The organism is Paenibacillus sp. SAF-068 (assembly GCF_051967555.1).
GTDB lineage: Bacteria > Bacillota > Bacilli > Paenibacillales > Paenibacillaceae > Paenibacillus.
In genome coordinates this window covers 136,425-163,424 of record NZ_JBQCJX010000005.1, presented here as the reverse complement: position 1 = coordinate 163,424, position 27,000 = coordinate 136,425, and the positions used below count along the sequence as shown (strand labels likewise).

The 27,000-nt window shown below is 47.7% G+C and carries 20 protein-coding genes and 2 riboswitches; of the genes, 18 read left to right on the top strand and 2 right to left on the bottom strand.

Annotated elements, in window-relative coordinates; all coding sequences use genetic code 11:
* Positions 1 to 375: 375 nt before the first annotated feature.
* The 12 genes from ACTHPG_RS23455 (at position 376) to sdaAA (ending at position 16,302) form a co-directional block, all read left to right on the top strand.
* The gene (locus tag ACTHPG_RS23455) at positions 376 to 792 is read left to right on the top strand and encodes a pyridoxamine 5'-phosphate oxidase family protein (protein WP_440391775.1); all 417 of its coding nucleotides are present in this window, start codon (positions 376 to 378) and stop codon (positions 790 to 792) included.
* Between the two features lie 475 nt (positions 793 to 1,267).
* Positions 1,268 to 3,511, top strand: coding sequence for a bifunctional 2',3'-cyclic-nucleotide 2'-phosphodiesterase/3'-nucleotidase (locus ACTHPG_RS23450; RefSeq protein WP_440391774.1), 2,244 nt, complete (start codon positions 1,268 to 1,270; stop codon positions 3,509 to 3,511).
* 216 nt (positions 3,512 to 3,727) lie between these two features.
* Positions 3,728 to 4,774 carry an EAL domain-containing protein gene (locus tag ACTHPG_RS23445; protein WP_440391773.1) on the top strand — a complete coding sequence of 349 codons (1,047 nt, stop codon included), beginning with the start codon at positions 3,728 to 3,730 and terminating at the stop codon, positions 4,772 to 4,774.
* Between the two features lie 186 nt (positions 4,775 to 4,960).
* The gene (locus ACTHPG_RS23440; RefSeq protein WP_440391772.1) at positions 4,961 to 7,057 is read left to right on the top strand and encodes a methyl-accepting chemotaxis protein; all 2,097 of its coding nucleotides are present in this window, start codon (positions 4,961 to 4,963) and stop codon (positions 7,055 to 7,057) included.
* 183 nt (positions 7,058 to 7,240) lie between these two features.
* The gene (locus ACTHPG_RS23435; protein WP_440391771.1) at positions 7,241 to 8,533 is read left to right on the top strand and encodes an arsenic transporter; all 1,293 of its coding nucleotides are present in this window, start codon (positions 7,241 to 7,243) and stop codon (positions 8,531 to 8,533) included.
* Between the two features lie 566 nt (positions 8,534 to 9,099).
* The gene (locus ACTHPG_RS23430; RefSeq protein ID WP_440391770.1) at positions 9,100 to 10,026 is read left to right on the top strand and encodes a phosphate ABC transporter substrate-binding protein; all 927 of its coding nucleotides are present in this window, start codon (positions 9,100 to 9,102) and stop codon (positions 10,024 to 10,026) included.
* Between the two features lie 115 nt (positions 10,027 to 10,141).
* On the top strand, positions 10,142 to 11,077 hold the full coding sequence (gene pstC, locus ACTHPG_RS23425) for a phosphate ABC transporter permease subunit PstC (RefSeq protein ID WP_017690972.1): 936 nt from the start codon (positions 10,142 to 10,144) through the stop codon (positions 11,075 to 11,077).
* A 2-nt stretch (positions 11,078 to 11,079) separates the two neighbouring features.
* Positions 11,080 to 11,967 carry a phosphate ABC transporter permease PstA gene (gene pstA, locus ACTHPG_RS23420; protein ID WP_278299082.1) on the top strand — a complete coding sequence of 296 codons (888 nt, stop codon included), beginning with the start codon at positions 11,080 to 11,082 and terminating at the stop codon, positions 11,965 to 11,967.
* A 12-nt stretch (positions 11,968 to 11,979) separates the two neighbouring features.
* Positions 11,980 to 12,735, top strand: coding sequence for a phosphate ABC transporter ATP-binding protein PstB (gene pstB / locus ACTHPG_RS23415; protein ID WP_253429470.1), 756 nt, complete (start codon positions 11,980 to 11,982; stop codon positions 12,733 to 12,735).
* Positions 12,736 to 12,970: 235 nt separating this feature from the next.
* Positions 12,971 to 13,948: a phosphotransferase enzyme family protein gene (locus ACTHPG_RS23410; protein WP_440391769.1), complete on the top strand. Its 978-nt coding sequence runs from the start codon at positions 12,971 to 12,973 to the stop codon at positions 13,946 to 13,948.
* 319 nt (positions 13,949 to 14,267) lie between these two features.
* A riboswitch (glycine riboswitch) is annotated at positions 14,268 to 14,392 on the top strand.
* A 4-nt stretch (positions 14,393 to 14,396) separates the two neighbouring features.
* Positions 14,397 to 14,532, top strand: a riboswitch (glycine riboswitch).
* Between the two features lie 113 nt (positions 14,533 to 14,645).
* Positions 14,646 to 15,335 (top strand): L-serine ammonia-lyase, iron-sulfur-dependent subunit beta, encoded by a 690-nt coding sequence (sdaAB, locus tag ACTHPG_RS23405; RefSeq protein WP_440391768.1) that lies wholly within the window; start codon positions 14,646 to 14,648, stop codon positions 15,333 to 15,335.
* Positions 15,325 to 16,302, top strand: coding sequence for an L-serine ammonia-lyase, iron-sulfur-dependent, subunit alpha (gene sdaAA / locus ACTHPG_RS23400; protein WP_440391766.1), 978 nt, complete (start codon positions 15,325 to 15,327; stop codon positions 16,300 to 16,302). The genes sdaAB and sdaAA overlap by 11 nt, the downstream gene beginning before the upstream one ends.
* 172 nt (positions 16,303 to 16,474) lie before the next feature.
* On the opposite strand, the gene ACTHPG_RS23395 is transcribed toward sdaAA, so the two are convergent.
* Positions 16,475 to 18,235, bottom strand: coding sequence for an alpha-glycosidase (locus tag ACTHPG_RS23395; RefSeq protein ID WP_440391765.1), 1,761 nt, complete (start codon positions 18,233 to 18,235; stop codon positions 16,475 to 16,477).
* A 235-nt stretch (positions 18,236 to 18,470) separates the two neighbouring features.
* Between ACTHPG_RS23395 and ACTHPG_RS23390 the strand changes: the two genes are divergently transcribed.
* The 5 genes from ACTHPG_RS23390 to ACTHPG_RS23370 all read left to right on the top strand — a co-directional run bounded on the left by ACTHPG_RS23390 (position 18,471) and on the right by ACTHPG_RS23370 (position 23,171).
* A complete protein-coding gene (locus ACTHPG_RS23390; RefSeq protein WP_440391764.1) occupies positions 18,471 to 19,154 on the top strand; it encodes a response regulator transcription factor in 684 nt (227 codons plus the stop codon).
* Positions 19,155 to 19,210: 56 nt separating this feature from the next.
* Entirely contained in the window at positions 19,211 to 20,722 is a 1,512-nt protein-coding gene (locus ACTHPG_RS23385; RefSeq protein ID WP_440391763.1) for a HAMP domain-containing sensor histidine kinase, read from the top strand.
* Positions 20,723 to 20,807: 85 nt separating this feature from the next.
* The gene (locus ACTHPG_RS23380) at positions 20,808 to 21,722 is read left to right on the top strand and encodes an ABC transporter ATP-binding protein (RefSeq protein ID WP_440391762.1); all 915 of its coding nucleotides are present in this window, start codon (positions 20,808 to 20,810) and stop codon (positions 21,720 to 21,722) included.
* Complete coding sequence (locus tag ACTHPG_RS23375) at positions 21,719 to 22,435, top strand: ABC transporter permease (RefSeq protein WP_440391761.1); 717 nt, start codon at positions 21,719 to 21,721, stop codon at positions 22,433 to 22,435. Before ACTHPG_RS23380 ends, ACTHPG_RS23375 begins: the two co-directional genes overlap by 4 nt.
* 1 nt (position 22,436) lies before the next feature.
* The gene (locus ACTHPG_RS23370) at positions 22,437 to 23,171 is read left to right on the top strand and encodes an ABC transporter permease (RefSeq protein WP_440391760.1); all 735 of its coding nucleotides are present in this window, start codon (positions 22,437 to 22,439) and stop codon (positions 23,169 to 23,171) included.
* Positions 23,172 to 23,266: 95 nt separating this feature from the next.
* Here the strand turns inward: ACTHPG_RS23370 and ACTHPG_RS23365 are convergent, their stop codons facing one another.
* Positions 23,267 to 23,827, bottom strand: a complete 561-nt coding sequence (locus tag ACTHPG_RS23365) for an acyltransferase (RefSeq protein ID WP_342571697.1) — start codon at positions 23,825 to 23,827, stop codon at positions 23,267 to 23,269.
* A 319-nt stretch (positions 23,828 to 24,146) separates the two neighbouring features.
* On the opposite strand from ACTHPG_RS23365, the gene ACTHPG_RS23360 reads away from it, so the two are divergent.
* Complete coding sequence (locus tag ACTHPG_RS23360; protein WP_440391759.1) at positions 24,147 to 26,855, top strand: PAS domain S-box protein; 2,709 nt, start codon at positions 24,147 to 24,149, stop codon at positions 26,853 to 26,855.
* Positions 26,856 to 27,000 lie beyond the last annotated feature (145 nt).

Genomic DNA, 27,000 nt, shown 5'->3' with positions numbered 1-27,000 from the left:
ACGAAGTGGAGGGGACGGAATCGATTCTGAGGAAGCGAAGCGTTCGCATGTATCTTGAATTTTTATTCATATATCCTTTGGAATTAAGCATTCACACGATAACGGAGAGGACAGAAGAAACCTGAAAAAGCGAAGCGCTCGCCTTTATCTCCGGATTTTTCCCTTTGAGAGAAGGGAATCAGAAAATCTGGGGATAACAGCGATTGGAAGGTTGTTCTATCATCGTAGTCGGTGTGAATCGTCTTTAATCCAATGTGTATGAGAACAATATCAAGATTGTTGCGTGATAACAGCGATCCAAAAAACGATCCGAACCCGGAACGGCCGCCTACAAGAGTCCTCCCAATATCCCCCAAACCGAAAGGAGCACTTCCCATGAACCAGACTGAATTGGAACAAAACATTGTAAAAGCATTGGAAAACAACCCTTTTTGCAGCTTCTCGACTGTGGAGAATGGTAAACCGAAATCACGCTATATGGCGCTTTTCAACGATGGACTGAACATTCATCTGGCAACGAACCGCCGTACACACAAAGTAGAGGAACTGGAGAATAATCCGAATGTTAGCCTGCTACTTGGTTATGAGGCTGGTGGTTCCAAGGAAGTCGTTGAAATCGAAGGAACCTGCGAAGTGACGAAGAACGAAGGCTTGCGTGAGCAAGTGTGGAACGAGGAACTGAAGGCGTGGTTCGATGGACCTAATGATCCGAACTATGTCATTCTGGACATTACCCCGACTCGTATTGAATATACAGGGAAAGATCATGAACATCATGTGTGGGAACAATAATCCGAATATGAACATAACCTCTGCAAAGTAGCGTCCTTATGCGAAATATGCGCAGAGTTCAATCCAACCGTGAAAGCCATCAAGGTTTCACGGTTTTTGGTATGGATGAATAACGCTGAATTGGTTATACATGTAAGACACGTGTAATATACGTATTTTAAAGATAATAAGTACGATATACCTACTAAAATGTTGAAAAAAATGTCGAAATCACGCATGATAATGTAAACTTGCCTAGGTATGTGCGGGTAATGTAAAAAATAATGCTTTTCAATGGGTGAACATTGCGTTATGATTTGGAATGTAAACGACAAGCACAGACATAAATAGATGTTCATGTGAGATAAACTTACCTGAAATTCCGATGCATGTCATCAGAGCGTCAGTACGCACAGCCCATGAAATCTATCTTTTTCTGCGCTCTTCGTTTGCCCATTAATGCATGATTCAATGTACATAACCGGGAGGGGTTATTTTGAAAACGAGTAAAAAAGTATTATCAAGCCTGACTGCCGCTTTGGTTGCATTAAACGTGCTTGCGGTGTTTCCGGTACCTGTATCGGCTGCGGATGCTGCCAAAGTTAAACTGCGGATCATGGAGACAACAGACATTCATGACAATCTGATTAACTATGACTACTATTCCGACAAAGAGACAGACCAGTATGGACTTGCCAAAACAGCCACATTGATCAAAAAAGCACGTGATGAAGCCAAGAACAGCTTGCTGTTCGACAATGGTGATCTGATTCAGGGTAACCCGCTGGGAGACTATGTTGCGAAGATTGATCCACTGAAAAAGGGTGAGACTCACCCTGTATATAAAGCGATGAATCTGCTCGATTATGATGCAGGTAACATCGGCAACCATGAGTTCAACTATGGCCTGGACTTCCTGGACATGACGCTGGAGGGAGCGAACTTCCCTTACATTAATGCCAATGTCTATGTAGATGATGGTGATGATGATGAGACGAATGACAAGAATTACTTCACACCGTATGAGATTTTGGACAAAAAAGTAACGGATGAGACTGGCAAAGAGCACACGATCAAAGTGGGTGTGATCGGATTTGTGCCGCCACAAATCATGCAGTGGGACAGCGCTAACCTTGAAGGAAAAGTCATCGCCAAGGATATTATCGCTACCGCCAAGAAATTCATTCCGCAAATGAAGGCCGAAGGTGCCGACATTATTGTAGCCATTCCTCACTCCGGATTTGAGGATATCCCGCAAACGGATCTGATGGAGAACTCCGTATTGTATCTGAGTCAGGTAGAAGGCATTAATGCCATTCTGTTTGGACATGCTCATAAAGTATTCCCAAGTGCCGATTTTGCCGGCAAAAAAGGGGTAGATCTTGAGAAAGGTACAATCAATGGCGTTCCTGCTGTAGAGCCAGGTTTCTGGGGCGATCATCTGGGTATCATCGATCTGGATCTGGAGCTGGTTGATGGCAAATGGAAAGTGGTGGATTCCAAAACGGAAGCACGCCCAATCTATGACACAGCCAATAAAAAGCCTCTGGTAGATGCGGATCAGGATATCATTGATGCAGTTCATGAAGAGCATGAAGGTACGTTGGAGTATGTTCGTGGTCCGGTGGGTGAAACTACAGCACCTATCAACAGTTTCTTCGCTCTGGTTCAGGATGATCCATCCATTCAGATCGTAACGAATGCTCAGAAATGGTATGTCGAGAAACATATGCAAGGTACGGAATATGAGAAAATCCCTGTATTGTCCGCAGGTGCACCATTCAAAGCCGGTGGTCGTTCAGGCGCTTCGTATTACACGAATATTCCCAAAGGCACCATTGCGATCAAAAACGTTGCTGACTTGTACGTGTATCCAAATACGGTACATGCTGTAATGGTCAACGGTGCAGAATTGAAAGAATGGCTGGAATGGTCTGCTGGCCAGTTCAACCAGATCGACCCGGCCAAAGGTGGTCAACAACAACTGATCAACAATGACTTCCCAACGTACAACTTCGATGTTATTGATGGTGTAACGTATCAGATTGATGTGACTCAACCAGCCAAATACGATAGCAAAGCTACGATCGTTAATGCATCAGCAAGCCGAATCAAGGATCTGAGTTTTAACGGCAAACCGGTTGACCCAGCGCAAAAATTCATTGTAGCGACAAATAACTACCGTGCTTCTTCATCCAAATTGGCTAACCCGGACGGCAAACGGATCGTTCTGGCTGCACCGGATGAGAACCGTCAAGTGATCATCGACTACATCCGTGAAAATAAAACGATTAATCCGGCAGCGGACGGCAACTGGTCCCTGGCACCAATCAAACCATCTGCGGGTGTAACCGCAGCAGCGTTGAATGATCTTGAAGTTGTGTTTGCTTCTTCCCCGGATGCGAAAGGTCTGGTTGAAGCGAATCCGGCGATGTCATTCATCGGTACGAACAAAGAAGGTTTTGCAGAGTACGGTTTGAAACTGACAGGTGAAGCAACGACAACACCTGAAACAGGTACGGAGCCGGCACCAACGCCTAAACCAACACCAACGCCTAAGCCACAACCTGAGAAACCGGCAACCAATAACAAGGTTGTATATGTAGTGAAAAAAGGGGACAACCTGTACCGCATCGGTTTGAAATATGGTGTGGACTGGCGCAAGCTGGCAACAGCTAACAAAATCTCAAATGTGCATAACCTGAAAGTTGGACAGAAAATCGTGATTCCCGCTTCTTAAAGGTTAATAAGCGGTGAGAAGGAGGCCGACAGTCATCAGACTGTCGGTCTTTTTTTCTGCAATTTTGAATATATTTGTTACAATAGCCGTCATATATGAAGTCATCAAAACAGTAGAGATTAATTTTAAGACCCATGATATAATATTTACAAACTTTGGGTATATACAAGTGAACATTAATGGACATGGAATCATAAATTGGCAAGGGGGTCCTACATGAATTGCAGTGGCTGCAGTCCAATCTATCCTATAGAGGGCCAAGGTACCTTATACCTGCGTCCCATTTCCCCCGCTTTGCTGGAAGCGCTGCAAACGCCGGGAAGACTTATCGAGACGTCGGATGACATGATGTGGATGCATTATTCGAATCCTGAGGCGGTTCAGAGCTTAATAGAAGAGATCGTTGAGATGAATCCAACATTACGTGACTCCCTAACCGTTCAGATCATGCCTTTATACGAACAGGCGGATGAAGAAAGCTGGATTAGTCTAACCATGCAGGAGTCCCGTTTCAAGCATGCAGAGCTGGTTTCCATTATACTGGAGCATCAATTCAGCAGTCATATGCAGCCCATCGTGGATGCATCGGAACAGATTATCGGATATGAGTTTTTGCTTCGTCCTGCTGAGAATGGAAAATCCTTCAGTTCCTATGAATTATTTGAAGTTGCGCGCGAGACCGGACTACATTCTTTTCTGGATCGAATGGCGCGTATTACTGCTATTGAGACCAGTGCCGTTTTTCTGCCGCATGGTGTCAAACGCTTCGTAAATTTCCTGCCTTCCTCCATATATAACCCCGAATATTGTCTGACACATACGTTTGAAGCGATTGAACGTCTTGCGCTTGACCCTAAAGATTTTGTGTTTGAAGTCGTGGAAACAGAGCAGATTCAGCATATGCCCATCTTGCAGCAGATATTTCAGGTATATCGTTCCCGTGGGATGTCGGTTGCACTGGATGATGTGGGTGCCGGATATTCGACCATAGAGTTGATGAATCGGTTAGAACCGGATTTTGTCAAAATAGATCGAAGTCTTATTGACCGTTGTGATCAGGATTCGACCAAGCAACAGAAGATTCTTCATATTGTTGAGATGTCGAGCCGATTTGGAGGTCAAGTTCTTGCCGAGGGGGTCGAACGGATGGAAGAGTTTGAATACTGTCGTTCCATAGGTATTGAGCTTGCACAGGGGTACTATTTTGGTAAACCCACGGCACAACCTCCAAGCGAGCCGTACCTCAATACTTCTTCTAATTGAAGGAATAGTTGGTAACGAGTACCTTGTACAAGTCACTTCTGGTCAGAGGTGGCTTGTTTGGCGTGCCTGTACATTTTTCTCTCAAATAAATCCCATCAGATAGCCGATATATATAGATAAGCCTTATAGAGTGTTCCATACATAACAAAGAAAGAGGGCATTTTACATTTAGAGGGGGATAAAGACATGAGTGAAATTCAGGATAACAAACCAATGAAAGCAGCGAAACCTGCCAAACCAAAACATAATCCGAATAAAAAGAAGAAGAAAAAGAAAGGTTTCGTCTGGAATATAAGGAACAAACTATTGGTCTCCTTCCTGGCAGTTCTGCTCCTGCCAAGCTTGGCAATCGGCTTGATCACACTAACGATGGCTGAAGATGGCGTACAAGGACAATTAATGGATAGTGCCAAGCAAAGTGTGAGCACTGCCAATACCATTGTAGAAAGCCAAGTGAATTACAAGATTCATGACATTAATTATTTTGCGGATGCACTTGATCCGACCTTGATTAAAGGGGAAAACGATAGTACAGAGATTCAAATGAAACTGGAGCAGTATCTGGGTTTACACCCGGATGCCATGAACATTTTTGTAGGAACAACTGACGGAGTCATGGTTCGAGGTAAACCAACAGCGAGCAGCACACGGGGAGATGCATATGATCCCAGGGAGCGGGAGTGGTATACACTTGCGATGGAGAAACCAGGTACCGCTGTCGTATCAGCTGTGTCCGTGAATACGGATGGCGTTGCCGTTGTATTTATCTCCAAAACACTAACGGATCAATCCGGTGTTGTTGGTTTGTCTCTGGATCTGACAGATCTGCAAGAGCAGGCATCCATTAAGGTGGGTCAAGAAGGCTACGTTATTATTATGGACGCGAACAAAAATTATGTCGTTTCTCCTGTAGTAGAGCCAGGTACACAGGAAACCAGCGGATCGCTGGATGAAATGTATGAGGGTCAAGAAGGACAGTTCGATTACGTATTCAACGAGCAACCGAAAATGATGATTTTTGCTACAAATGAAGCAACAGGTTGGAAAATAGCTGGAACGATGTTCAAAAGTGAGATAACTAATGCGAGTAAGGACATTCGCATGATTACGTTGATAGTGATTCTCGCGGCCACGTTCCTTACGCTCATCTTTATTATCTGGTTCACACGATCCATGCTGCGTCCAATTAAACGATTGCAGGAATCGGCCAGAGCTGTAAGCAAAGGTGACCTGACCGTGAAAATGGAAACAGGCCGTAAAGATGAAGTCGGTGATCTGGCGAAGTATTTCGAGCGCATGGTGGATAACCTGCGGATGATGATTCTTGGTGTACAGGAAACGACAGAGCAGGTATCTGCTTCTTCTCAAGAATTGTCTGCCAGTGCAGAACAAACGACCAAAGCGATTGAACATTCAACACTGGCTATTCAGGAGCTGGCCGAAGGTGCGGAGCAGCAGGTGAACAGCGTGAAAGACGGATCTAGACAGATGAGCCGAATGGCAGAAGATGTTCGAATGATGTCGGAGCGCGTGCAATCGATCACGGCAAATATGCGGAATACATCTGGTGCAGCTTCTTCTGGTAATGAAGCAGCAGGACAGGCTGTGGCGCAGATGAACAGCATCCAGGAAACGGTGGAGCAGCTGGGAACGGTGGTTCAGTCTCTGAATGCCCGTTCGGTAGAGATCGGCAGCATGGTTGATGTCATTGCCTCCATCTCCAAACAGACCAACTTGCTTGCATTGAATGCTTCCATTGAAGCGGCTAGGGCAGGTGATGCAGGGCGCGGGTTTGCTGTCGTAGCAGGAGAAGTACGTAAACTGGCAGAAGAATCCGGCAGCTCGGCAGCGCAGATCGGTGAGGTGGTTCACAATATCCGTCAGGATATGAATGCCGCTCTAATCGCCATGAATGCCGCCCAGACTCGGGTGGGAGAAGGGATTCAGGCCGTGAATATTTCGGGACAATCGTTTGCCCAGATTCGGGAGGCGGTGGAAGATGCCGTTCATACACTGGATGACTTGTCCGAAACAACGAAGCAACTGGAGAACGGTGCATCCCACGTAGCGAAGGCCATGAACGATATTTCGAATGTGACCCAGGAATCGGCTGCAAATACAGAATCCGTATCTGCATCTTCGCAGGAACAACTGGCCTCGGTTGAGGAAATTGCATCATCGTCTGCACATCTGAACAGTATGGCAGAACAATTGCAAGGATTGCTTGGCATGTTCAAAATGGTTGAAGATACACCGAAGGAGAAGGGAAACGATAAACCCTAGGATGTAGACTACCATGATGTACCACGCTTTTTTCGAATAGAAGAAAATAAAGATAGACATTGCTCCTGCGGCCCTGTATAAATATATCGTCTGGTTCTTCCGCGCATCATGCGGTGTAATCTAACAATATAATGATAGAGTGAACGATAGAATATATCGAGACAGGGTACAGCAGGAGGCACTATGGTATACGTAGCGATATTAATTTTTGTAGTAACGATCACCTTGGTGATCTGGCAGCCTCGGGGGTTGGGCATCGGTTGGACTGCCTCGGGTGGTGCATTGCTCGCCCTATTGTGTGGAGTTGTAAGCTTGAACGATGCTTCGGATGTGGCATCCATTGTATGGAATGCAACGCTGGCCTTTGTGGGCATTATTATGATTTCTCTAATTCTGGACGAGACGGGTTTCTTCGAATGGGCAGCCCTTCACATGGCAAGGCTGGCCGGAGGGGACGGTCGCAGACTGTTTTTATACTCCATTTTGCTTGGGGCCGCGGTGTCTGCCTTATTCGCAAATGATGGTGCAGCGCTGATCCTGACGCCAATTGTGCTCGCAATGGTGCGTGCGTTGAAGTTCGATGAGCGCATGGTGCTGGCTTTTGTGATGGCGAGTGGATTTATCGCGGATACCACATCGTTGCCGCTGGTCGTCAGCAATCTGGTCAACATTGTATCGGCTGATTTCTTTGGTATTACATTTGTGGAATATGCAGTACGCATGGTTGTGCCGAATCTGTTCTCAATTATAGCGAGTACGGGGATGCTGTTTTTGTTCTATCGCAAAAGCATACCCCGTCGCTACGATATCTCCGCGGCACGCGATCCGAAGGAAGCAATCCGTGATCCACGGATGTTCCGAATCGCCTGGTTCATGCTTGGACTGTTATTGGTAGCTTACGCATCCAGTGAGTTTCTCCCGATTCCGGTATCGGTTATCGTTGGCTTCGTTGCCTTGCTGTTCGCTGTACTGGCACGCAAGAGCGAGGCTGTTGACCTCAAACGGGTAATCAAGGAAGCACCATGGTCGATTGTGGTGTTCTCGGTGGGCATGTATATCGTCGTATATGGACTGCGTAATGCAGGATTAACAGATCATCTGAGTCGCTGGCTGGATGCCATAGCAGAGCATGGTCTGCTGGCTGCTTCGCTCGGGATGGGTATCATCGCGGCAGTATTGTCATCGGTGATGAACAACCTGCCGACCGTTTTGATTAACCTGCTAGCCATCCAGGGTGCGCACACCGAAGGTATTATTCAAGAAGTATTGATCTATGCCAATGTCATTGGTTCCGATCTGGGTCCCAAAATGACTCCGATAGGGTCTCTTGCCACCTTGCTGTGGTTGCATGTGTTATCCCGCAAAGGTGTGAAGATTACATGGGGATATTATTTCAAGGCTGGCATCATCCTGACCATTCCCACCTTGTTAATTACCCTAGCCGGGTTGGCATTGTGGTTATGGATTCTGGGTTAGAAAAAGTAGTTTTACATTAAGTATCCATAAGATAATTCTGTTGTAATGTAAAAAGCTGCTCTCACAGCTGGTGCGCTACGCACTGGCAGCGAGGCAGTTTTTTTGTTCATCTTCTGTGTCTTCTATAGAAGGAATGAAAATTCTCTATTTCTATTATGCACCTAACCAATTACAGAAGGCCAGCCTCCGATAGGGTTGGCCTTTTTTGCCTACTTCCCAGGCTGAACATTGAAATGACTGAGATTCAACGAGCGCTGACACAGCGCAGGGGACGGAACGATTGTGGAAAAGCGAAGCGTTCGCCTTTATCCCCGGATGTATTCCTTTGAAAAAAAAATCATATAAATCCGGGGATAACAGCGATTGAAACAACGTCCGTTCCCGAAGCGGCCACTTCAGCGCCAAATAAATCCCAAATATTTCAATATACAGCCGATATTTTTAACATTGCGTTTACAAAACACTGTTTTTAAGATGACATACCGAAACTACAATGATTAAAGAGTTGATGGTGAACAAACAAATTCACAAAACGCCATCACTACATTGGGGGAGGAAAACAAAACATGTTTAAAAAGTTGCCGTTTATTTTGATGACCTTAACGTTCGTACTGGTACTCGCAGCATGCGGATCGAAAAATGACGCTGGTACAGAGGGTGCCGCAAGCAATGGATCAGGAGAAGCTGCTACTGAGCTTAGCGGTAACATTCTGGCAGTCGGATCGACAGCATTGCTACCTCTGGTAGAACAAGCTGGACAGAAATTTATGGCAGTTGATGAATATAAGAACGTAACGGTTCAAGTTCAAGGTGGCGGTAGTGGTACTGGTTTGACACAAGTATCTGACGGACAAGCTACAATCGGTAACTCTGATGTATTTGCAGAAGAGAAACTGGAGGACGAAGCCAAAGTAAAAGAACTGGTTGACCATCAGGTAGCAGTAGTAGCTATGGCTCCAGTTAGCAACAAAGCTGCAGGTGTAGAAGATTTGACGAAGCAACAACTGATCGACATTTTCTCCGGTAAAGTAACGAACTGGAAAGATGTTGGTGGCGCGGATCAAGCAATCGTTATTGTAAACCGTCCGAGTAGCTCCGGTACTCGTGCAACGTTCGAGAAGTATGCATTGGGTGCAAAAATGGATGATATCCAAGGTTCGATTCAAGAAGATTCTTCTGGTAACGTAAAAAAATTGGTTTCTGAAACGCCAGGTGCTATTGGTTACCTTGCCCTGTCTTACTTGGATGACAGTTTGCAAGTATTGAAATACGAAGGTGTAGAAGCAACAGTGGAGAACGTAGAAGCAGGAACTTATCCAGTGTGGGCTTACGAGCACATGTATACCAAAGGTGAGCCGGATGCAGCAACAAAAGCGTTCCTGGACTACATCCTGAGTGATGAAATTCAACAAAATGACGTGACAGAACTTGGATACATTCCAATGTCAGGTATGAAAGTAAAACGCGATGCAGCAGGTAATGTGGTTGAGTAATCTTTGAACTTGCGCATACAGCGAAAGAGGCGGACTTAGGTCCCGCCTCTTTACGCGGTTTGCTCTGAAATAATCCCATATTTTGCATTAATTCTACTATAGAAGGATGGTTGTTATGGAACAGACCGAAGGGGGAACGGTAATGAATAACAAGTTGAAACCGCGCCGGCCCTTAAAAGAGAAACATTATTGGGAAGAGTGGACGGGACGGATTTATACGTCGATTTGTGTCGTTTTCCTGATCGTTGTCATGTTTTCCATTGTTTATTTTGTAGCGTCCAAGGGACTATCGACATTTTTCCAGAATGGAATAAGCATAAGTGAATTTCTGGGTGGGAAAACGTGGAATCCAACTGGAGAACCTGCTTTCTACGGGGCATTGCCGTTCATCACAGGTTCTTTCATTACAACCTTGCTTGCAGCATTGATCGCGAGCCCGCTTGGCTTGTGTGCAGCACTCTTCATGACAGAGATTGTCCCGGGTAAAGGGAAAAAGATATTGCAACCTGCGATTGAGCTCTTGTCGGGAATTCCGTCCGTTGTGTACGGATTTATCGGTCTGAGTGTCATCGTACCGTTGCTGCGCAGTATCTTTGGTGGAACAGGCGTCGGGATTGCAGCCGGATGTCTTGTTCTCGCGGTCATGATTCTTCCTACGGTGACAAGTATTATGGCAGATGCGTTGTCCGCGTTGCCAAAAGGATTGCGTGAATCCTCCTACGCACTGGGGGCCACTCGCTGGCAAACCATCTACCGTGTCATTATTCCAACGACCTTACCAGCGTTGTTGACAGGTGTCGTGCTCGGTATGGCTCGTGCTTTTGGTGAAGCACTTGCTGTACAGATGGTTATCGGTAATGCACCGCATGTTCCGACATCCTTGCTCGAATCGGCTTCAACATTAACAAGTGTAATTACACTCAGCATGGGTAACACCACGATGGGTTCCGTTCATAACAATGCACTGTGGAGTATGGCGCTTGTCCTGTTGGTGATGACATTTGTCTTCGTCATTCTGGTTCGCCTGCTTGAAAGGAGAAACCGGGTATGAAAATGAAGGCAAAGACGGTAGATAAAATTGCAACCTCCGTTATCGTTGTATTGGCCCTGTTCATTGTTATGTTATTGCTCGGCCTGCTTGGATTCATCATGTATAGAGGTATTGGACATATCAGCTGGAACTTCCTGACGAGCGCACCACAGTTGCTCAAGGGTGGCGGCGGGATTGGTCCACAGCTCTTTAACTCGGTATTCTTGCTTATCCTGACATTGATCGTTACCATTCCACTTGGATGGGGCGGCGGAATTTACATGGCGGAATACGCCAAACCGGGCAAGATTACCAGCTTCATTCGTCTGGTCGTTGAAGTGTTGTCATCATTCCCGTCCATCGTTATCGGTTTGTTTGGTCTCTTATTGCTAGTAAATCAATTTGGTCTTGGCTTCTCCCTGATCTCGGGTGCCTTGGCTCTGGCAATCTTTAACTTGCCACTGATGGTGCGGACAACGGAGCAGGCGTTCCGAGCTGTTCCGAAGGAACAGAAGGAAGCCGGTCTGGCGCTTGGACTGTCCAAGTGGAAAATTATCACTTCCATTCTGCTGCCCGTGGCATTGCCGAGCTTGATTACGGGTACGATCCTGGCATCGGGCCGGATCTTTGGTGAAGCAGCCGCGCTGATGTTCACCGCAGGTATGAGTAGTCCGCCATTAGACTTTACAGACTGGAATCCGACGAGTCCAAGATCACCGCTTAATCCTTTCCGTCCGGCAGAGACACTTGCTGTTCATATCTGGAAAGTGAATAGTGAAGGCATTGGGCCAGATTCCAAAGAAGTGGCAGCAGGGGCATCCGCCGTGCTTGTCATTCTCGTGCTGGCGTTCAATCTAAGTGCACGCTGGATCGGTCGGGTTGTATTCCGCCGCATGACAGCTTCGAAATAAGGAGGAACCAACATGGCCATACCTTTTGGTACGGAACAGTTAAGCATATATTATGGACATTTTCAGGCGGTTAAACAGATCAGCCTGACGTTTCCTGAAGCAAGCGTAACGGCTCTTATTGGACCGTCTGGTTGCGGTAAATCCACGTTCCTTCGGTCACTTAACCGGATGAACGACGAGATTGCCGGTTCCCGTACAGAGGGACATATCTGGATGGACGGTAACGATCTGAATGAGCCTGGAACCGATGTAATCAAGCTTCGCCAGAAGATTGGCATGGTGTGGCAGAAGCCGAATCCTTTTCATAAGTCCATCTACAACAATATCGCGTTTGGCCCCCGCTACCGTGGTACGAAGAGTAAGAAGGCACTGGATGAAATTGTGGAAAAAAGCTTGCGTCGTGCAGCACTCTGGGACGAAGTGAAAGACAGACTGAACGAGTCAGCTCTGTCTCTCTCGGGTGGACAACAGCAGCGTTTATGTATCGCCCGCGCCCTGTCTGTTGATCCGCAGATTCTGCTGCTCGATGAGCCTGCATCTGCACTTGACCCGGTATCTACCGGTAAAGTTGAAGAGTTGATTACCGAGCTCAAGAAGGAACTGCGGATTGTTATTGTTACCCATAACATGCAGCAGGCAGCACGTATCTCGGATTATACAGCTTACTTCTATCTGGGAAGCATGATTGAGCACGGGGATACAGAACATATTTTCACGAACCCGGACAATCGTCTGACCCAAGAATACATTATGGGCCGTTTTGGTTAATTGGATCATGGAGTGTCACATAGAGCAACAGACAGAGAGATTAAGAGATAAATAGAGAAAAAAAGAAAGCGCAATGCCTGGACGGTTGTTCGGGGGTTGTGCTTTTTTAATTTAATTCTGAAAGAGTTTGCTGCGTGTAAAGCTAGTATGCTACGATATTCAGTGCAAAGATAGCGTTTACATAACTCCGAAGGAGATGTTGATAATCACTACGGATCAGAGGTCTTACGACCATATGGCAGCTCAGATCATTAAGAACTATAACATGGAGAAACCTGTCGTTTCCTATATTCGCCACAATGAGAATCTGACGTATCATGTCGTTGATGAAGCAAATGGGCAGAAGTATCTGCTACGTATTCATCAAGCCGCATATGCAAGTATGACGGGCATTCAGCATACCCCTCCTGCACTGGAGGCAGAGATGAACCTGCTTCATGAGTTAAATGCAACGACAGCATTGCGCGTACAACATCCGGTACGCAATCTATCGGGAGATTGGGTCACGGTATGGAGAAGTGAGGAAGGGAAAGAGATTTGCTGTACAGTATTGGAGTGGATTGAAGGTAGGGACATTCAGCAGGGAGAACGGCTGACAACAGAGCAGATTATGGACTTGGGTGTTCAACTGCAGACACTGCATCAACATGGGCGTATACAGCAACAGAAAGATCGAACAAAGGCACGGCCGGCTTATGGCAATATCCATGAGAACTTGATCATGCTAGGACAGCTGGAGGAAGGTGTCCGATTGGGGATTTTTACAACGGAAGACTTCGATCTGCTTCGTGAGACGTTTGAGAACATTAATAAGCAGCTAGCAACGTACCCACAGCACGCGGAGACATGGGGGATCATTCATGGGGATATTACGCGCAACAATCTGCTGATCACGGGTCAGGGGATTTCCATGATTGATTTTTGTCTACACGGTTACGGTTATTATCTGTTCGATGCCGGTGGGGCAGCGCTTATGTTCAATCGGGAGGAACGTGACATATTCTTATCTGGATACACGAAACAAACCGCACCGCTAACAGAGCGAGATATCCGGCTGATGGAAGGGTTCATGTTGATCTTTACACTGGGGTATTATGCCTTTCAGATGGCGAACGAGTCGAGGCACGAATGGATGAAAGATCGTATGCCGAAGCTATGCAGCAAGTATTGCAGACCTTATGTACAGAACAAGAGCATCTTCTACGAACTGTAAATTGTAATCCGGATGTGCATGGGTTGCCTGAACACCCGAACAGTTCATGGACAATATCATAAAATAGCAGTAAGCACTCATCGATGGAAGGATAATGAAGTGTGAGCTGTATATATACGATATTTTTAACGTAATAATGTGATGAAAGTTGACAAAATATTCTGGTTTTCATCGATTCTATGCGAAATGAAGGAAATACACCCAAAGAAATCGTTAAGTTTGTTGACACTGATCTTCCGGTCGATTAATCTTAATGAGAAGAAATGAACGACTTCCACTACTGTTCTGACATAAGCTCAGAATGGTTCCATACAGCGGATGATAACGAGCGGGAGAGACCTGGGATAGCCGAGCACAATGGCTAATGTTCAGGCACCGAAGGAGCAAGCTGCTGCGCACCCGGCGCAGTGGTTAATCTCTCAGGTAAATGTACCATCGTTGGACGCAACTCTGGAGAGTGCGCGAACTGCGCCACCCAAGGGGTATATGATCAGTCAGGTTGGTGATCTTGCCTGTAATTGCAGGCCGTTCACCTCGTCCTTGGACGCTGCTGATCATGAAACTCTCAGGTATCGAGGACAGAGAGAGGGCCTGAGGCCTTCTTCTGTCCTTTTTTGATGTCATCATTCAGTAATTAAGGAACATTATGGAATGTGATCCTGGATGGAAATGACGAATACAATTGGAGGGTTACAAGGTGCGATTTAAAGATGTTTTTTCAATTATTGGCCCGTCGATGACGGGGCCTTCAAGTTCACATACAGCTGGAGCAGCAAGGCTGGGAAGAATTGCTCGTCAGTGGTTAGGTTGTACGCCTGAACGTGCCCGGCTGACGCTTTACGGTTCATTTGCTGATACGTATCAGGGGCACGGAACAGATCTGGCACTGATCGGTGGTCTGCTGGATTATGTTACAGACGATCCGCGTATCCCGGATGCAGAGCAATACGCAGAAGAAGCGGACATGGATGTTGAATTTTATACAAGTGGTCTGCCTGCTCCTCATCCGAATACCGTCAAAATCGAATTGTGGCACGGAGAACGTGCCTGCTCCTTGATTGGTGCTTCTATTGGTGGTGGAAGTGTATCGGTGCATGCGATGAATGATTTTCGTGTTCAGATTAGTGGTGAGTTTCCGACACTCGTTCTGCGACATGCAGACAAGGCAGGGGTACTTGCGTCAGTAACATCCACAATTAGTTCATCGGGGGTTAACATCGGGTATATGCAGGTGGATCGGAAAGCCCGTGATGGCGAAGCGCTGACCGCGATGGAAATGGATGGGGCGCCTAATCCTGAGATGCTCCAACGTCTAAAGGAGCTGGACCATGTGCTGGACATTCGTGTTATCGATTTGAAGAGAGGGGTTGATTCGAATGCGATTTAAACATTTGCACGAGCTGAATACGATCTGCACAGCGGAATCCAAAACGATTGCTCAGCTGATGATTGAGGAGCAGGTTCAGGAGACCAATACACCGGAAGCGGATGTTGTGAAGCAGATGTCTGAATATTATCAGGTAATGAAGGAAGCGGTACGTAAAGGGTTAACGGAAGATACCACATCACGCAGTGGATTAACGGGTGGAGACGGTAAAAAAATGGCCGATTACATTCGCAAGGGTGAGACTTGCTCAGGGGATGCTTCCGCACTTGCCATGGCATACGCCCTGTGTGTATCTGAAGTGAATGCCTCCATGGGCCGCATTGTAGCAACACCAACAGCCGGTTCCTGCGGCATTATCCCTGGTGTGTTTATTAGCTCACAGGAGCGATTTGGCTGGACGGACGAACATTTGGTGAACGGGTTGTTCTGTGCAGGCGCAGTTGGTTATGTTATTGCGAACAATTCATTTATCTCCGGGGCCGAAGGGGGTTGTCAGGCGGAAGTGGGTTCAGCGATTGGCATGGCTGCGGGTGCCATGGTTGAACTGCGTGGAGGCACACCGGAACAGGTCGTTCATGCCGTAGGCTTGGCGTTAAAAAATACACTCGGTCTCATCTGCGATCCGGTCGCAGGTCTCGTCGAAATTCCGTGCATCGTCCGTAACGGACTGGGTGCAGTTACGGCGCTGGCTGCAGCCGACATGGCCCTGGCCGGAGTGCGTAGTGCCATTCCGTCAGATGAAGTTATCGACGTCATGCTGGAAGTAGGCAGTGCGATGCCGAGCCGCCACCGGGAGACGGCCCAGGGCGGACTGGCCCAAACACCAACCGGTCGTAAAATGATGCAAAAGCTGGCTAAACCGAAGGCCAAGCGTGCAGAGCCTGATACGGAGTCGAAGCCAACGGATTCTGAGACAACTGGAATTGGGGCGGACCATGCTCAAGTGGACACCGACCCTCGGGTTTGATCTGAACCGGGGCCACCGAAATATAACGTGACATTTTGATGTATAACCGCGATATAAAAACAAGCGTCCGCGAACCCGAATCCGGGTTCTGCAGGACGCTTGTTTAATATCGCCAAATGATGCGAAGATGGACTCGCTTATATATGACCTCAGGTATATGTGTTTAATGAATCTAGTCCTGGCTCACAGGCGTACTCAGTACGGCATATCCATACGCGGGCAATTCAATGGCAAGCACGCCATCTTCCTTGGCGGTACGATGGTTTCCGCCAAACAGCTCGGTCCATTCCTCGTCACCAGCTTCCAGCTCGACAATAGCCGTCTCCTCCGAGCGATTGAACAGAACCAGAATGCGTTCCTCTTCATTCTGCCGCTCTAATACCAGTTGGCTGCCATCAGGACGAGCCTGAAGGAAACGAACGGTGCCTTCTGCACGCAGGGCAGGATGAGCATGACGCAGGGAGATCAGTTTCTGATAAAAGTCGAACAGCTCACGGTCCTGCTTCGCTTCATCCCATTCCATGCATTTACGGCAGCCCGGATCATGCTCGCCGTCCATGCCAATCTCGTCTCCGTAATAGATGCACGGCGTACCCATGTAACTGAACTGGAATAACGCAGCCAGCTTCATCTTGCGCTGGTCGCCTTCACACAGCGTGAGCAGCCGCGGGGTATCGTGGCTGTCCAGCAGATTGAATGCTACTTCGCTGGCTTGAAGCGGATAACGGGACAACTGTCGTCCGATGGAGTTCGCGAACTGTTCGGAGTGCATTGTATTTTTCACAAAGAAAGCATTCACGGCATCGGTAAACGGATAGTTCATGGACGCATCGAACTGGTCGCCTTGCAGCCAGGCGGAAGACTCGTTCCATACTTCGCCCAGAATGTAGGCTTCCGGATTGGCAGCCTTGACTACGCGGCGGAAATCCCGCCAAAAGGCATCATCCACTTCGTCTGCGACATCCAGCCGCCATCCGTCCGCACCCACTTCCTTGATCCAGTACTCGGCAACCTTCAGCAGATAGTCCTTAACCTCGGCATTCTCCGTATTCAGCTTTGGCATGTGCGCTTCGAATCCAAAGGTCTCATACGTAGGAATGCCCTCCTTCACGTCGAGCGGGAATTCATGTACATGGAACCAGTCTTTGTATTTGGATTGTTCTCCATTCTTCTGCACATCTACAAACGGCGCAAAAGTCTTCCCGGAATGGTTGAACACAGCATCCAGCAGTACGCGAATTCCACGTGCATGGCACAGCTCGACCAGTCGTTTCACGGTATCTGCGTCACCAAAATGCCGATCTACCCGCAGGTAGTCTTCAGTATCGTATTTGTGGTTGGTGGTGGCTTCGAAGATGGGTGTGAAGTAGATCGCATTAATGCCAAGATCACTGATATAATCCAGATGGTCGATCACGCCTTGAAGGTCACCGCCGAAGAAATTGAAAGGTGTTGGCTCGCCGCCCCACGGTTCCACCTGTTCCGGACTAATATCAGGGTTGCCGTTCGCGAATCGTTCAGGGAAAATCTGATAGAAGACGGCATCCTTAACCCATGCAGGGGGTGTGAATACAGCTCCCGCATGGATATAAGGGAACTGGAACATACGACCCGGATCGTCCGGTTCTTCTTCCTGGAAGTCCGTCTCGGTCATCCAGATCTGTTCATCTCCACTTTTGAGCAGAAAAGAGTACTTCAACCGATGGTAGGGAGGTTTCACTTCACCTTCGTAGTAATCGAACATGGAGTCAGAGGTGAATTTCGTTAAAGGGACCAGCGCTTTGGTAGCATCCCATGCATATTTGTCTCCGGTCAGGGCATGTACCTCGGTCAGATCATTCTTTTTGGCGCGCAGGCGCAGACGGATGGTATCTTGGTCATAGGCATAGGCCCAGTTCCGTTTGGGTTGATGATAGATGGCTTCCAATAGCATAATGAAATTCCTCCCGTCAGGTGTAGAACTGATATGTACTTGGTAGATTTGATTTGATATAACATTCCCCACGTTAATGGATAAGCTATAATTGGAATGTGTGGTAACCGTAAAGGACTCTAACATGGTTTTAACAAGACTTGGAATCCATAGGTTATAGGCTATAGACTGTTTTTATGATGGTGCTCAGATATATCATTAACCCAATGGGGGCGGAAAGGAAACGAATATTTGGATGAAAACCAAACTGTTATACATTGAAGATGATACGGAAATTGCAACTTGGGTCAGAGCTGATCTGGAGGAGCGCGGTTATGAGGTGGTATGGCTCGGCAGTGGTGAAGGTGCAGCTGAGGCTGCTGTTGGTTGTTCACTCATTATTCTGGATGTCATGCTGCCCGGACTGGATGGATTTACGGTGGGTCAGCGATTGAAAAAAGAACATCCAGCCGTGCCTATTGTCATGCTCTCGGCCAGAACGTCCATTGACGACAAGTTGCACGGTCTCGATTTTGCCGATGACTATGTGACGAAACCTTTTCACCCCGATGAACTGGCTGCCCGGATTGAGGTCCAACTACGGAAGGCGGGAACAGCGGTATCCTCCGACACTGCCCTGAAGCTGGATCATCTCTCCATCTATGAGAAGGACAACCGGATCGTCAATGAGAAGACGGGGGATGAGATTATTTTATCGGGAAAACAGTTCCATATCTTTGCCTACCTGCTACGACATATGGGCATGATTCGAACCAAAGAACAGATCTATGAAGCTGTCTGGAATGAGCCCTACTTGGACGGGGACAAGACCTTGATGGTACATATCCGACATCTGCGCGAAAAGCTGGAGCTTGATCCGGCCAATCCGGTCGTTATTCAGACGGTCCGCGGTGTGGGATATCGTGTGAAGAAGCCATGATCCGACGGTTCAGAGCATGGAAGACGATGAAGGAAGAGCGGAAAGGAGAACCGCGCATGGATCCTAAGCATACGCAAACCGGGCAAGGCAAGCTACGCTTCGGGCGTTCCTTAATGTCCAGATATATCATCCTGATTCTGGCGGCCGTATTATTCGTACCCGTCGTTCTTCCGATCATATCCGTTATATACATAGTCGTAGTGAATAACACGAATACGAACCAAGTGGCGCCGTACGGTGATGTTACCCGAATCAGTAACCTCTGGTCGCGTGAAGCGGAGAATCTGAATGGTGCTTCAGAAGAGGAGATTAAAGCCCGGTTGGAGCAATTACATGTCTCGTATCCCAAATCTTCCATGTATCGTGTGAATGCGAGCGGTGAGACCCTTTTTATTCTCGGTGGTGAAGACGTAACGTTTTTGGATTCCACATCGCTGGATGGCGGGACAGACAAGACACTGAGATGGTCACTGGATTCCGGGCAAACGGCAGAGACTCGAATTCCGGCCATATGGAATGCGAGCAACACGGTGCAATTCATGAAAGAAGCTTCCTTTCGAGATCCGTTAACCGTAGTTTCATACATCGGCGGAGGTGAAAAGGACAAGGGACAGGGATTCATAATCATTGAAGTGCCGCGGTCACTTCTGCAAATGACACAGAGTAACTGGCCGATGGAGCTCCTGTATCTCGGCATTGTCATGACCATCATCTTCATGATTTTCATCATCATGTCGATTCTCTTCTTCGCACGTATTCGCAAACGGCTTATTCGTCTACAGACAGCGATGATGACCCCGGGCAAGGAAGGCATTCCGCTTCCGGTTGATATCCGCCGGTCCGATGAAATCGGTCAGCTGGAGGAATCCTTTAATCTGATGATTCATCAACTGTCCGACAGTCGCCAGCGTGAGCGTGAGGAAGAACAATTGCGCAAACGTCTGATTGCGGGGCTTTCCCACGATCTGCGCACCCCGCTAACGGTGATTCGTGGACATATGCATGCGTTGCACAAGGAAGCGCTGAGCGAGCAAGGTGACCGTTCATTACATCGCATGGAAGCGAAGATGGAGGACCTCGGCGGGCTCATTGACAACATGTTATCCTATAATTTGCTCACGAGTGGTAAATATACGCTGAAGCTGGAAGAGAAAGATATGCTGCGGATTGTCAGGGAAACAGCGGCAGCATGGTATCCGGTCTGGGAGAAAGAGCAATTCGAAATTGATATTGATCTGCCAGAGGAACCGCTGATCTGGCATATGGATGAACAGGGCATGCGCCGTGTTCTGGATAATCTGTTCCAAAACGTGATCCGTCATGCCGCCAGCGGGAAATATATTGGGATCTCCACCCGGGAGATTCAGGGTGAGACGGCTATCGTTATTCAGGATCGCGGTCCGGGAATGCAACAGGATTCCAACACCAAAGGCACAGGTCTGGGTTTATCCATTGTCGATCTGTTGATTCGTGAAATGGGGCTGCGCAAGCGGATGGACAGTTCCGATACGGGTGTCCGGACTTACATCTACAGTGGTAAGGGAAGTAAGGAGACAACCAACCGCTGAGATTGCTTTTTTAAACTAAACTTAAACTGAAGACTACCTTGGCTTTAACCTTGAAAGGTTACGATAGTTCCGAGGTGATCATACAGTGAGTGAAAACATTATTCAAACGGCGAATTTATGGAAAACATACCGGGACCGTGCTGCGGTCCGTGAACTTGATCTGCATATTAAAAAGGGAGATATCTATGGCTTCCTCGGTCCCAACGGTGCCGGCAAAACCACAACGATCCGCATGCTTCTCGGCTTAATCAAACCAACCAAAGGCGTGATCCGGGTCTTCGACAAGGATATTCGCAAGGAACGCATGGATATTCTGCGCCGTGTGGGCTCCCTGGTTGAATACCCGTCTTACTACGGACATCTGAATGCGGTAGAGAATCTGGAAACCTTGCGCCGCATCATCAATGTCCCAAAATCAAGAATTGCTGAAGTACTGTCCATTGTGGATCTGACCAAGGATGCCAAACGTTCAGTGAAGGGGTATTCTCTTGGCATGAAGCAACGTCTGGGTATCGCCAGCGCTCTACTGGGTGAACCGGAGCTGCTGATTCTGGACGAACCAACGAATGGGCTTGATCCTGCCGGTATTCAGGAGATTCGGGAACTGATCAAACGCATGCCCTTGGAACATGGCATCACCGTTCTGGTTTCCAGCCACTTGCTGAGTGAAGTCGAACAGATGGCTAGTCGTGTCGGGATTATCCGTGAAGGCAAGATGGTGCTTCAGGATACCATCGCGAGTCTGCATAGTCAGACGGGCAGCTCTATCCGGTTAACGGTTTCCGAGCCGGAAGAGGCCATGAAACTGGCGAGAGAGCAGGGGCAATTTGGTCAGCGACAAGGTTCTGCGCTAACGTTCCCTTATATGGATAACCCTTCGGTTGCGCTGCTTGTACGCCGATTGATTGAACAGGATCATGATGTGTATCGTGTTGAGGAACAGCGTCAGTCGCTGGAAGATCTGTTCATGCGGGTCATTGGCGAGGGGGCTTCCATATGACCGGACGTGCATTATCGTCGGACTGGCTGAAGATTCGGGGGAAGGGAATCTGGTTTCTCGTGTTTCTGGCCCCGCTTGGATTGACAGCGATGCAGGCCCTTAATTTTGGCTTGCGGTTGGACTATCTGAAAGAGCAGTATGCTGATAACCTGTGGGGCGGGTTGCTGGGCAATGTGGTTGTTTTTGTACCGTTGTCCCTGATGCTGGGAGCAACCATTCTCAGCTCCATGATCGCTAATGTCGAACATGAGCAGGGATCGTGGAAACAGTTGTTAGCGATGCCGATCCCAAGACCGGCCGTGTATCTGGCCAAGTTCTTGCTGGCTTGTCTGCTGCTGGTGATCTCCTGCCTGCTGCTAACTGCAGGAATGGTAGGTCTGGGTCTGGTCCTCGGATTCCATGCCAGTGAGATCCCTTGGACGCATGCCATCAAGCTGGGACTGTTGCCTTTGGCTGGGGCGCTTCCCGTGTTGTCGTTGGAATTATGGCTCACAATGGTAAACAAGAATCAGGCGCTTCCCGTCACCTTGGGTATCGTTCTCGCGATAACGGGCATGTTCTCGCTCAGTATATCACCAAACTTTCCACTCGCATGGGCACAGATGGCCTGGAATGGACCCAATCCCTACCTCTATGCTGGCATGGGTGCAGGTCTGGGGCTCTTGATCCTGTTGCTGGGCATGGTGCATTTTAGCCGGAAGGATGTGGCCTGATATGAGCTTTGCGACAACGTATTTTCGAATTTTGTCTGCTGAACGGTTGAAGATGGGCAAGTCACCCATATGGCTCCTGATTCTGTTAAGTCCACTTATTGCACTGCTCATTGGACTGTTGTCCACTCCATCGGGGAATTGGCAGGTTTTGATGGGCACCATGGTCTTCTTGCATGGATTACTCCTGTTGCCGATGCTGACTGGCGTGTTTACGTCCTTTGTCTGCCGTTTCGAACATGCAGGAGGAGGGTGGAAGCAGATGCTGGTTTTGCCGCTCACACGTTCAGGTGTATATGCTGGCAAACTGACGATTGTACTCATGCTTCTGGCGGGTACACAAGTGTTGTTGCTTATATCCATTCTGCTGGCAGGCATGATCCATGGCATTACGATGCAGATACCCTGGGGATTCCTGGTGGGCAAACTGCTGCTTGGGTTGTTGGCCTGTGTACCTCTTGCCGCTCTGCAAATGTTTGTTTCCTTGGTATGGAGCAGTTTTGCTGCGCCGCTCGCACTGAATTTTGCACTGACCGTACCGAATATTCTCATCGTGAATTCGGCGACATACGGGCCGTATTATCCATGGGCACAACCGATGATTCTGATGACACCAGTGGACGGCGGAGGTTTCGGAGCCTACAATGTTCCACTGATGACGATGCTGGCGGTCATCGGAGGCAGTGCTGTTATTTTCATTGGAATCGGCATGATGTATTTTGCCAAAAAAGAAATCTGAATAATTAAATATAAGCCTGGATATGGTAAGATCAAGATCCTCTTTAAGCAAAACATGCAAAGTTCTATTGTATGTGAGCTTGAGGGGATTTTTTTCTAATGTCTGACCCAACCGTCATGAATGGTCAGCTCGCGAATGATTTTGGCTGGCGCGCCGGCTACAAGTGTATTCTCGGGTACGTCTTTGGTCACTGTACTTCCTGCTGCCACGACTGCATTCCTGCCAATCGTCACTCCGGGCAGAATGAGCGCGCCTGTACCAATCCAGGCATTGTCCTGGATGACAATCCGCTTGGCAGTCTGGCTCCCATCATCCAGTGAATCAATGCGGTGATAAGCACTGTCGAATATGCTTGTTCGAGGACCGATCATGACGTTATTGCCGATGGTTACCTCAACGTTAGCGGCAATCCCCACACCGGCATTAATCATGACGTCATCGCCAATCGTTAATCGTGCACCTTTAACCACGGTTAGCTGGGTTCCCCAAGGTTTACCTATGATGTTAAGCCGCTTTCCCACCTGCAAATCCCCATGTTTATTTAGATATACTTTGCCCCTGATTCGTGGCAGCAGGCCCATTGAGGGTTGTATTTTACCAAAAATGGTCAAGCCTCGTAGTTTGCCATAGGCAATTTTAACTCTGTTGGGCAGCATGATTCATTCATCCTCTCCGTCATTGAAAAATCGTTTTTTAAAGATTATAGCCTTTTTGATACAAAATGTATCGTTAATTTTACGCCAAGGCTCGCAAGAGCCCTGACGAATCTGTGAGGAGTAATTTCCAACTATTACATCACACATCATGTGAATTGAATCATAGATTATAAGCAAAATGAGACAAGAATCTGGTAAAATAAAAAAAGCTGTTTCTAGGCTGGCTTACATGGTTATTCGAGGGTAGGCCCATTTCTGTAGGGAATAACTAATTCCTGTTGTTAGACGAAGATATTGGCTGAGAAAAGAGGGGTAAGCCTTGGATATTGATAAAACGGAAACCCTGAAGCGCATTATTTCTGAGGGAAGCTCTTACCGTTCATTGTTTTTTAATCATCCAGATGCCATTTATGTGATGGACATTGCTGGAAATCATATGGACGCCAACCCGTCTTTTGAGCGGTTATCTGGATATAAAATTGAAGAACTTATGGGTATGAGCCGGGATCGGATCAGCCCGCCTGAAAGTGAAAATTTACGAAAACAATTCATTACAGAGGTACTGGCTGGACGTTCAGTCAGTGAATCCATGGCATTCTATCATAAGGATGGCTCACTAAAGCAAGCCCAAGTTACCTATATACCAATTACAGCCGACAGTGAAGTCGTTGGAATCTACGGCATAGCCAAGGATGTTACCGATATTGTAAAAGTGGAACGTGAGCTTCAGGAGACGCAGGAGAAGTATCAGGTGCTCGCTGAACATGCACAAGATCTGATTACGACTTGTTCTGCGGATGGAGAGTTGTTATATGTCTCACCTTCCGTGTACACCTTGCTGGGTTATAAGCCGGAGGAAGTCACGGGCAGGTCCTTCAAGGATTATTGTTATCCGGGAGATTACCCGGACCCGATGGATCTTTCCAAGATCGGCAATGGCTGCAAGATGCGTGTGTTGCACAAGAAGGGACATTATATCTGGATGGAGACATTGGCGAAGCCTGTGGCCGGAGAACGGGGCAAGGGTGTCCAGATTGTAAGCATCAGCAGGGATATTACCCAGCATAAGGATGCGGACAGACGTCTTCGAGAAAGTCGTCAGCGTTACAGATCGCTGTTCGAACATAACCCGGCAGCTGTGTATTCATTGAATCTGGAAGGCAAATATAGTGCGGTGAACAGCAAACTTGTGCAAATGCTGGATATTCCGCGTAACAAGCTCATTGGCAAATCATTTCTATCTAACCTGTACCCATGCGAAGTGCAATACGGCAAACAATTTTTTGAAATGGTGAAGCAAGGCGAACCACAGTATTATGAGACCCGGATCGTCAATTCCAAAGGTCGGAAGATTGAAGTGTCCGTTACGAATGTGCCCATCATTGTGGATAAGGAAATGGTAGGCGTCTATGGGATCGTATCCGATATTACCGAACGTAAGGAATATACGGAACGAATTCAGGAGCTGAGCAAGCAGCATGAGCTGATCCTTAACACGGTTACGGAAGGAATATATGGATTGGACGCGGATGGAATCACCATGTTTATGAACCCTGCAGCAGCTTCGATGTTCGGTTATGAGGCGAAAGAGTTCATTGGCAAGAATTCACATCCCATTATCCATCACACCCGTGCAGACGGAAGTCATTTTCCAAAAGAAGAGTGCCCGATTCAAATGACTGTGTTGGATGGACAGAGACGTTCAATTAAAGAAGATGTGTTCTGGCGTAAAGATGGAAGCAGTTTCCTGGTGCAATATCAAGTGACGCCGATTATTGAACAGGGACAGATTCAGGGCGCGGTGGTCGTGTTTAATGACGTGACTGGCGAGCGTGAAATTGTACGTGCCAAAGAGACGGCTGAGCTGGCAGCTCAGGCCAAGTCGGAATTTCTGTCGATGGTCAGCCATGAGATCCGGACACCGATGAACGGGATCGTGGGGATGACAGAATTGTTGATCGGTACCGATTTATCGGAAGAACAGCGTGAATATGCCGAGATTATTCAAGACAGCGGCGATGCATTGCTGAACATCCTTAATGATATCTTGGACTTTAGTAAGCTGGAATCCGGGAAAATGGCACTGGCTTATGAGCCATTTGCATTACGTAAGATGCTGGAACAGGTTGCCGAACTGTTTAAACCCCGTGCCGATGAGAAGCATCTGGAGATCAGATATCGTCTTAATCCAAACATCCCTGAGTTCATGGTCGGTGACGCCATACGTATCCGGCAGATTCTGGTGAACTTGGTTGGCAATGCGCTTAAGTTCACGGATCAGGGAAGCATTGATGTTAACGTAGATATTATCAAGGGCAGAAAGCCGGAAGATAGCGTTCTTGATTTCGCTGTGCAAGATACGGGAATCGGCATCCCTGCCGACAAGCTGGATCAGTTGTTCCAGTCCTTCTCTCAACTGCATCCGGTGATTAACCGCAAATATGGTGGAACAGGACTGGGACTGGTGATCTCCAAACGACTTGTGGAGATTATGGGGGGCAGTATCAGTGTCGAAAGTATAGAAGGGGAAGGTTCAACCTTCCGTTTTGCAGTTCCTGCGGCGAGTGTAGATGCTTCAGCAGAACAGACAGCAAGTCAGTTCCATCATGATCGTACACGTCAAAGTGACAAGGTCGCCATGCGCATTCTCGTGGCTGAGGATCATCCGGTAAACCGGAAGATTCTGCGAGAATACCTGGAGAAGCTGGGTTACCAGGCAGATGTGTGTACCAATGGCGTAGAAGCGATTGATGCCATCTCTCAGAATGCTTATGACATTGTGCTGATGGATATTCATATGCCTGTGATGGATGGACTGAAGGCTACCGACTTGTTACACCGCCTAATTCCACGAGATCGCATACCTCCAATCATTGCAGTTACAGGCAATGCGAAACGTGAAGACAAGGAAGCTTGTCTGGAGATTGGTATGCGCGACTTTATTAGCAAACCGGTTATGCTGAGTGAGTTGAAGCGGGTGTTACAGCAATGGGGACCAAGGGACGAACCTCAACTTGCACCCAATTGAATAACGACCTGTTAATGATATCGATGTAGCTGTGAAAAATAAAACGCAAACACGCCAATAATCCTCCTCAGATGGAGTGTTATTGGCGTGTTTGCGTTGATAGGCTTTTGAAGTTGAGCCGAAGTATACGAAATAGAGCTCTATA

Bases quoted from the DNA above. Each gene is read 5' to 3' on its own strand.
- ACTHPG_RS23455 (WP_440391775.1), top strand. From the start codon at position 376: ATGAACCAGACTGAATTGGAACAAAACATTGTAAAAGCATTGGAAAAC.
- ACTHPG_RS23445 (WP_440391773.1), top strand. From the start codon at position 3,728: ATGAATTGCAGTGGCTGCAGTCCAATCTATCCTATAGAGGGCCAAGGT.
- ACTHPG_RS23440 (WP_440391772.1), top strand. From the start codon at position 4,961: ATGAGTGAAATTCAGGATAACAAACCAATGAAAGCAGCGAAACCTGCC.
- ACTHPG_RS23435 (WP_440391771.1), top strand. From the start codon at position 7,241: ATGGTATACGTAGCGATATTAATTTTTGTAGTAACGATCACCTTGGTG.
- ACTHPG_RS23430 (WP_440391770.1), top strand. From the start codon at position 9,100: ATGTTTAAAAAGTTGCCGTTTATTTTGATGACCTTAACGTTCGTACTG.
- pstC (WP_017690972.1), top strand. From the start codon at position 10,142: ATGGAACAGACCGAAGGGGGAACGGTAATGAATAACAAGTTGAAACCG.
- pstA (WP_278299082.1), top strand. From the start codon at position 11,080: ATGAAGGCAAAGACGGTAGATAAAATTGCAACCTCCGTTATCGTTGTA.
- pstB (WP_253429470.1), top strand. From the start codon at position 11,980: ATGGCCATACCTTTTGGTACGGAACAGTTAAGCATATATTATGGACAT.
- ACTHPG_RS23410 (WP_440391769.1), top strand. From the start codon at position 12,971: ATGGCAGCTCAGATCATTAAGAACTATAACATGGAGAAACCTGTCGTT.
- sdaAA (WP_440391766.1), top strand. From the start codon at position 15,325: ATGCGATTTAAACATTTGCACGAGCTGAATACGATCTGCACAGCGGAA.
- ACTHPG_RS23395 (WP_440391765.1), bottom strand. From the start codon at position 18,235: ATGCTATTGGAAGCCATCTATCATCAACCCAAACGGAACTGGGCCTAT.
- ACTHPG_RS23390 (WP_440391764.1), top strand. From the start codon at position 18,471: ATGAAAACCAAACTGTTATACATTGAAGATGATACGGAAATTGCAACT.
- ACTHPG_RS23385 (WP_440391763.1), top strand. From the start codon at position 19,211: ATGGATCCTAAGCATACGCAAACCGGGCAAGGCAAGCTACGCTTCGGG.
- ACTHPG_RS23375 (WP_440391761.1), top strand. From the start codon at position 21,719: ATGACCGGACGTGCATTATCGTCGGACTGGCTGAAGATTCGGGGGAAG.
- ACTHPG_RS23370 (WP_440391760.1), top strand. From the start codon at position 22,437: ATGAGCTTTGCGACAACGTATTTTCGAATTTTGTCTGCTGAACGGTTG.
- ACTHPG_RS23365 (WP_342571697.1), bottom strand. From the start codon at position 23,827: ATGCTGCCCAACAGAGTTAAAATTGCCTATGGCAAACTACGAGGCTTG.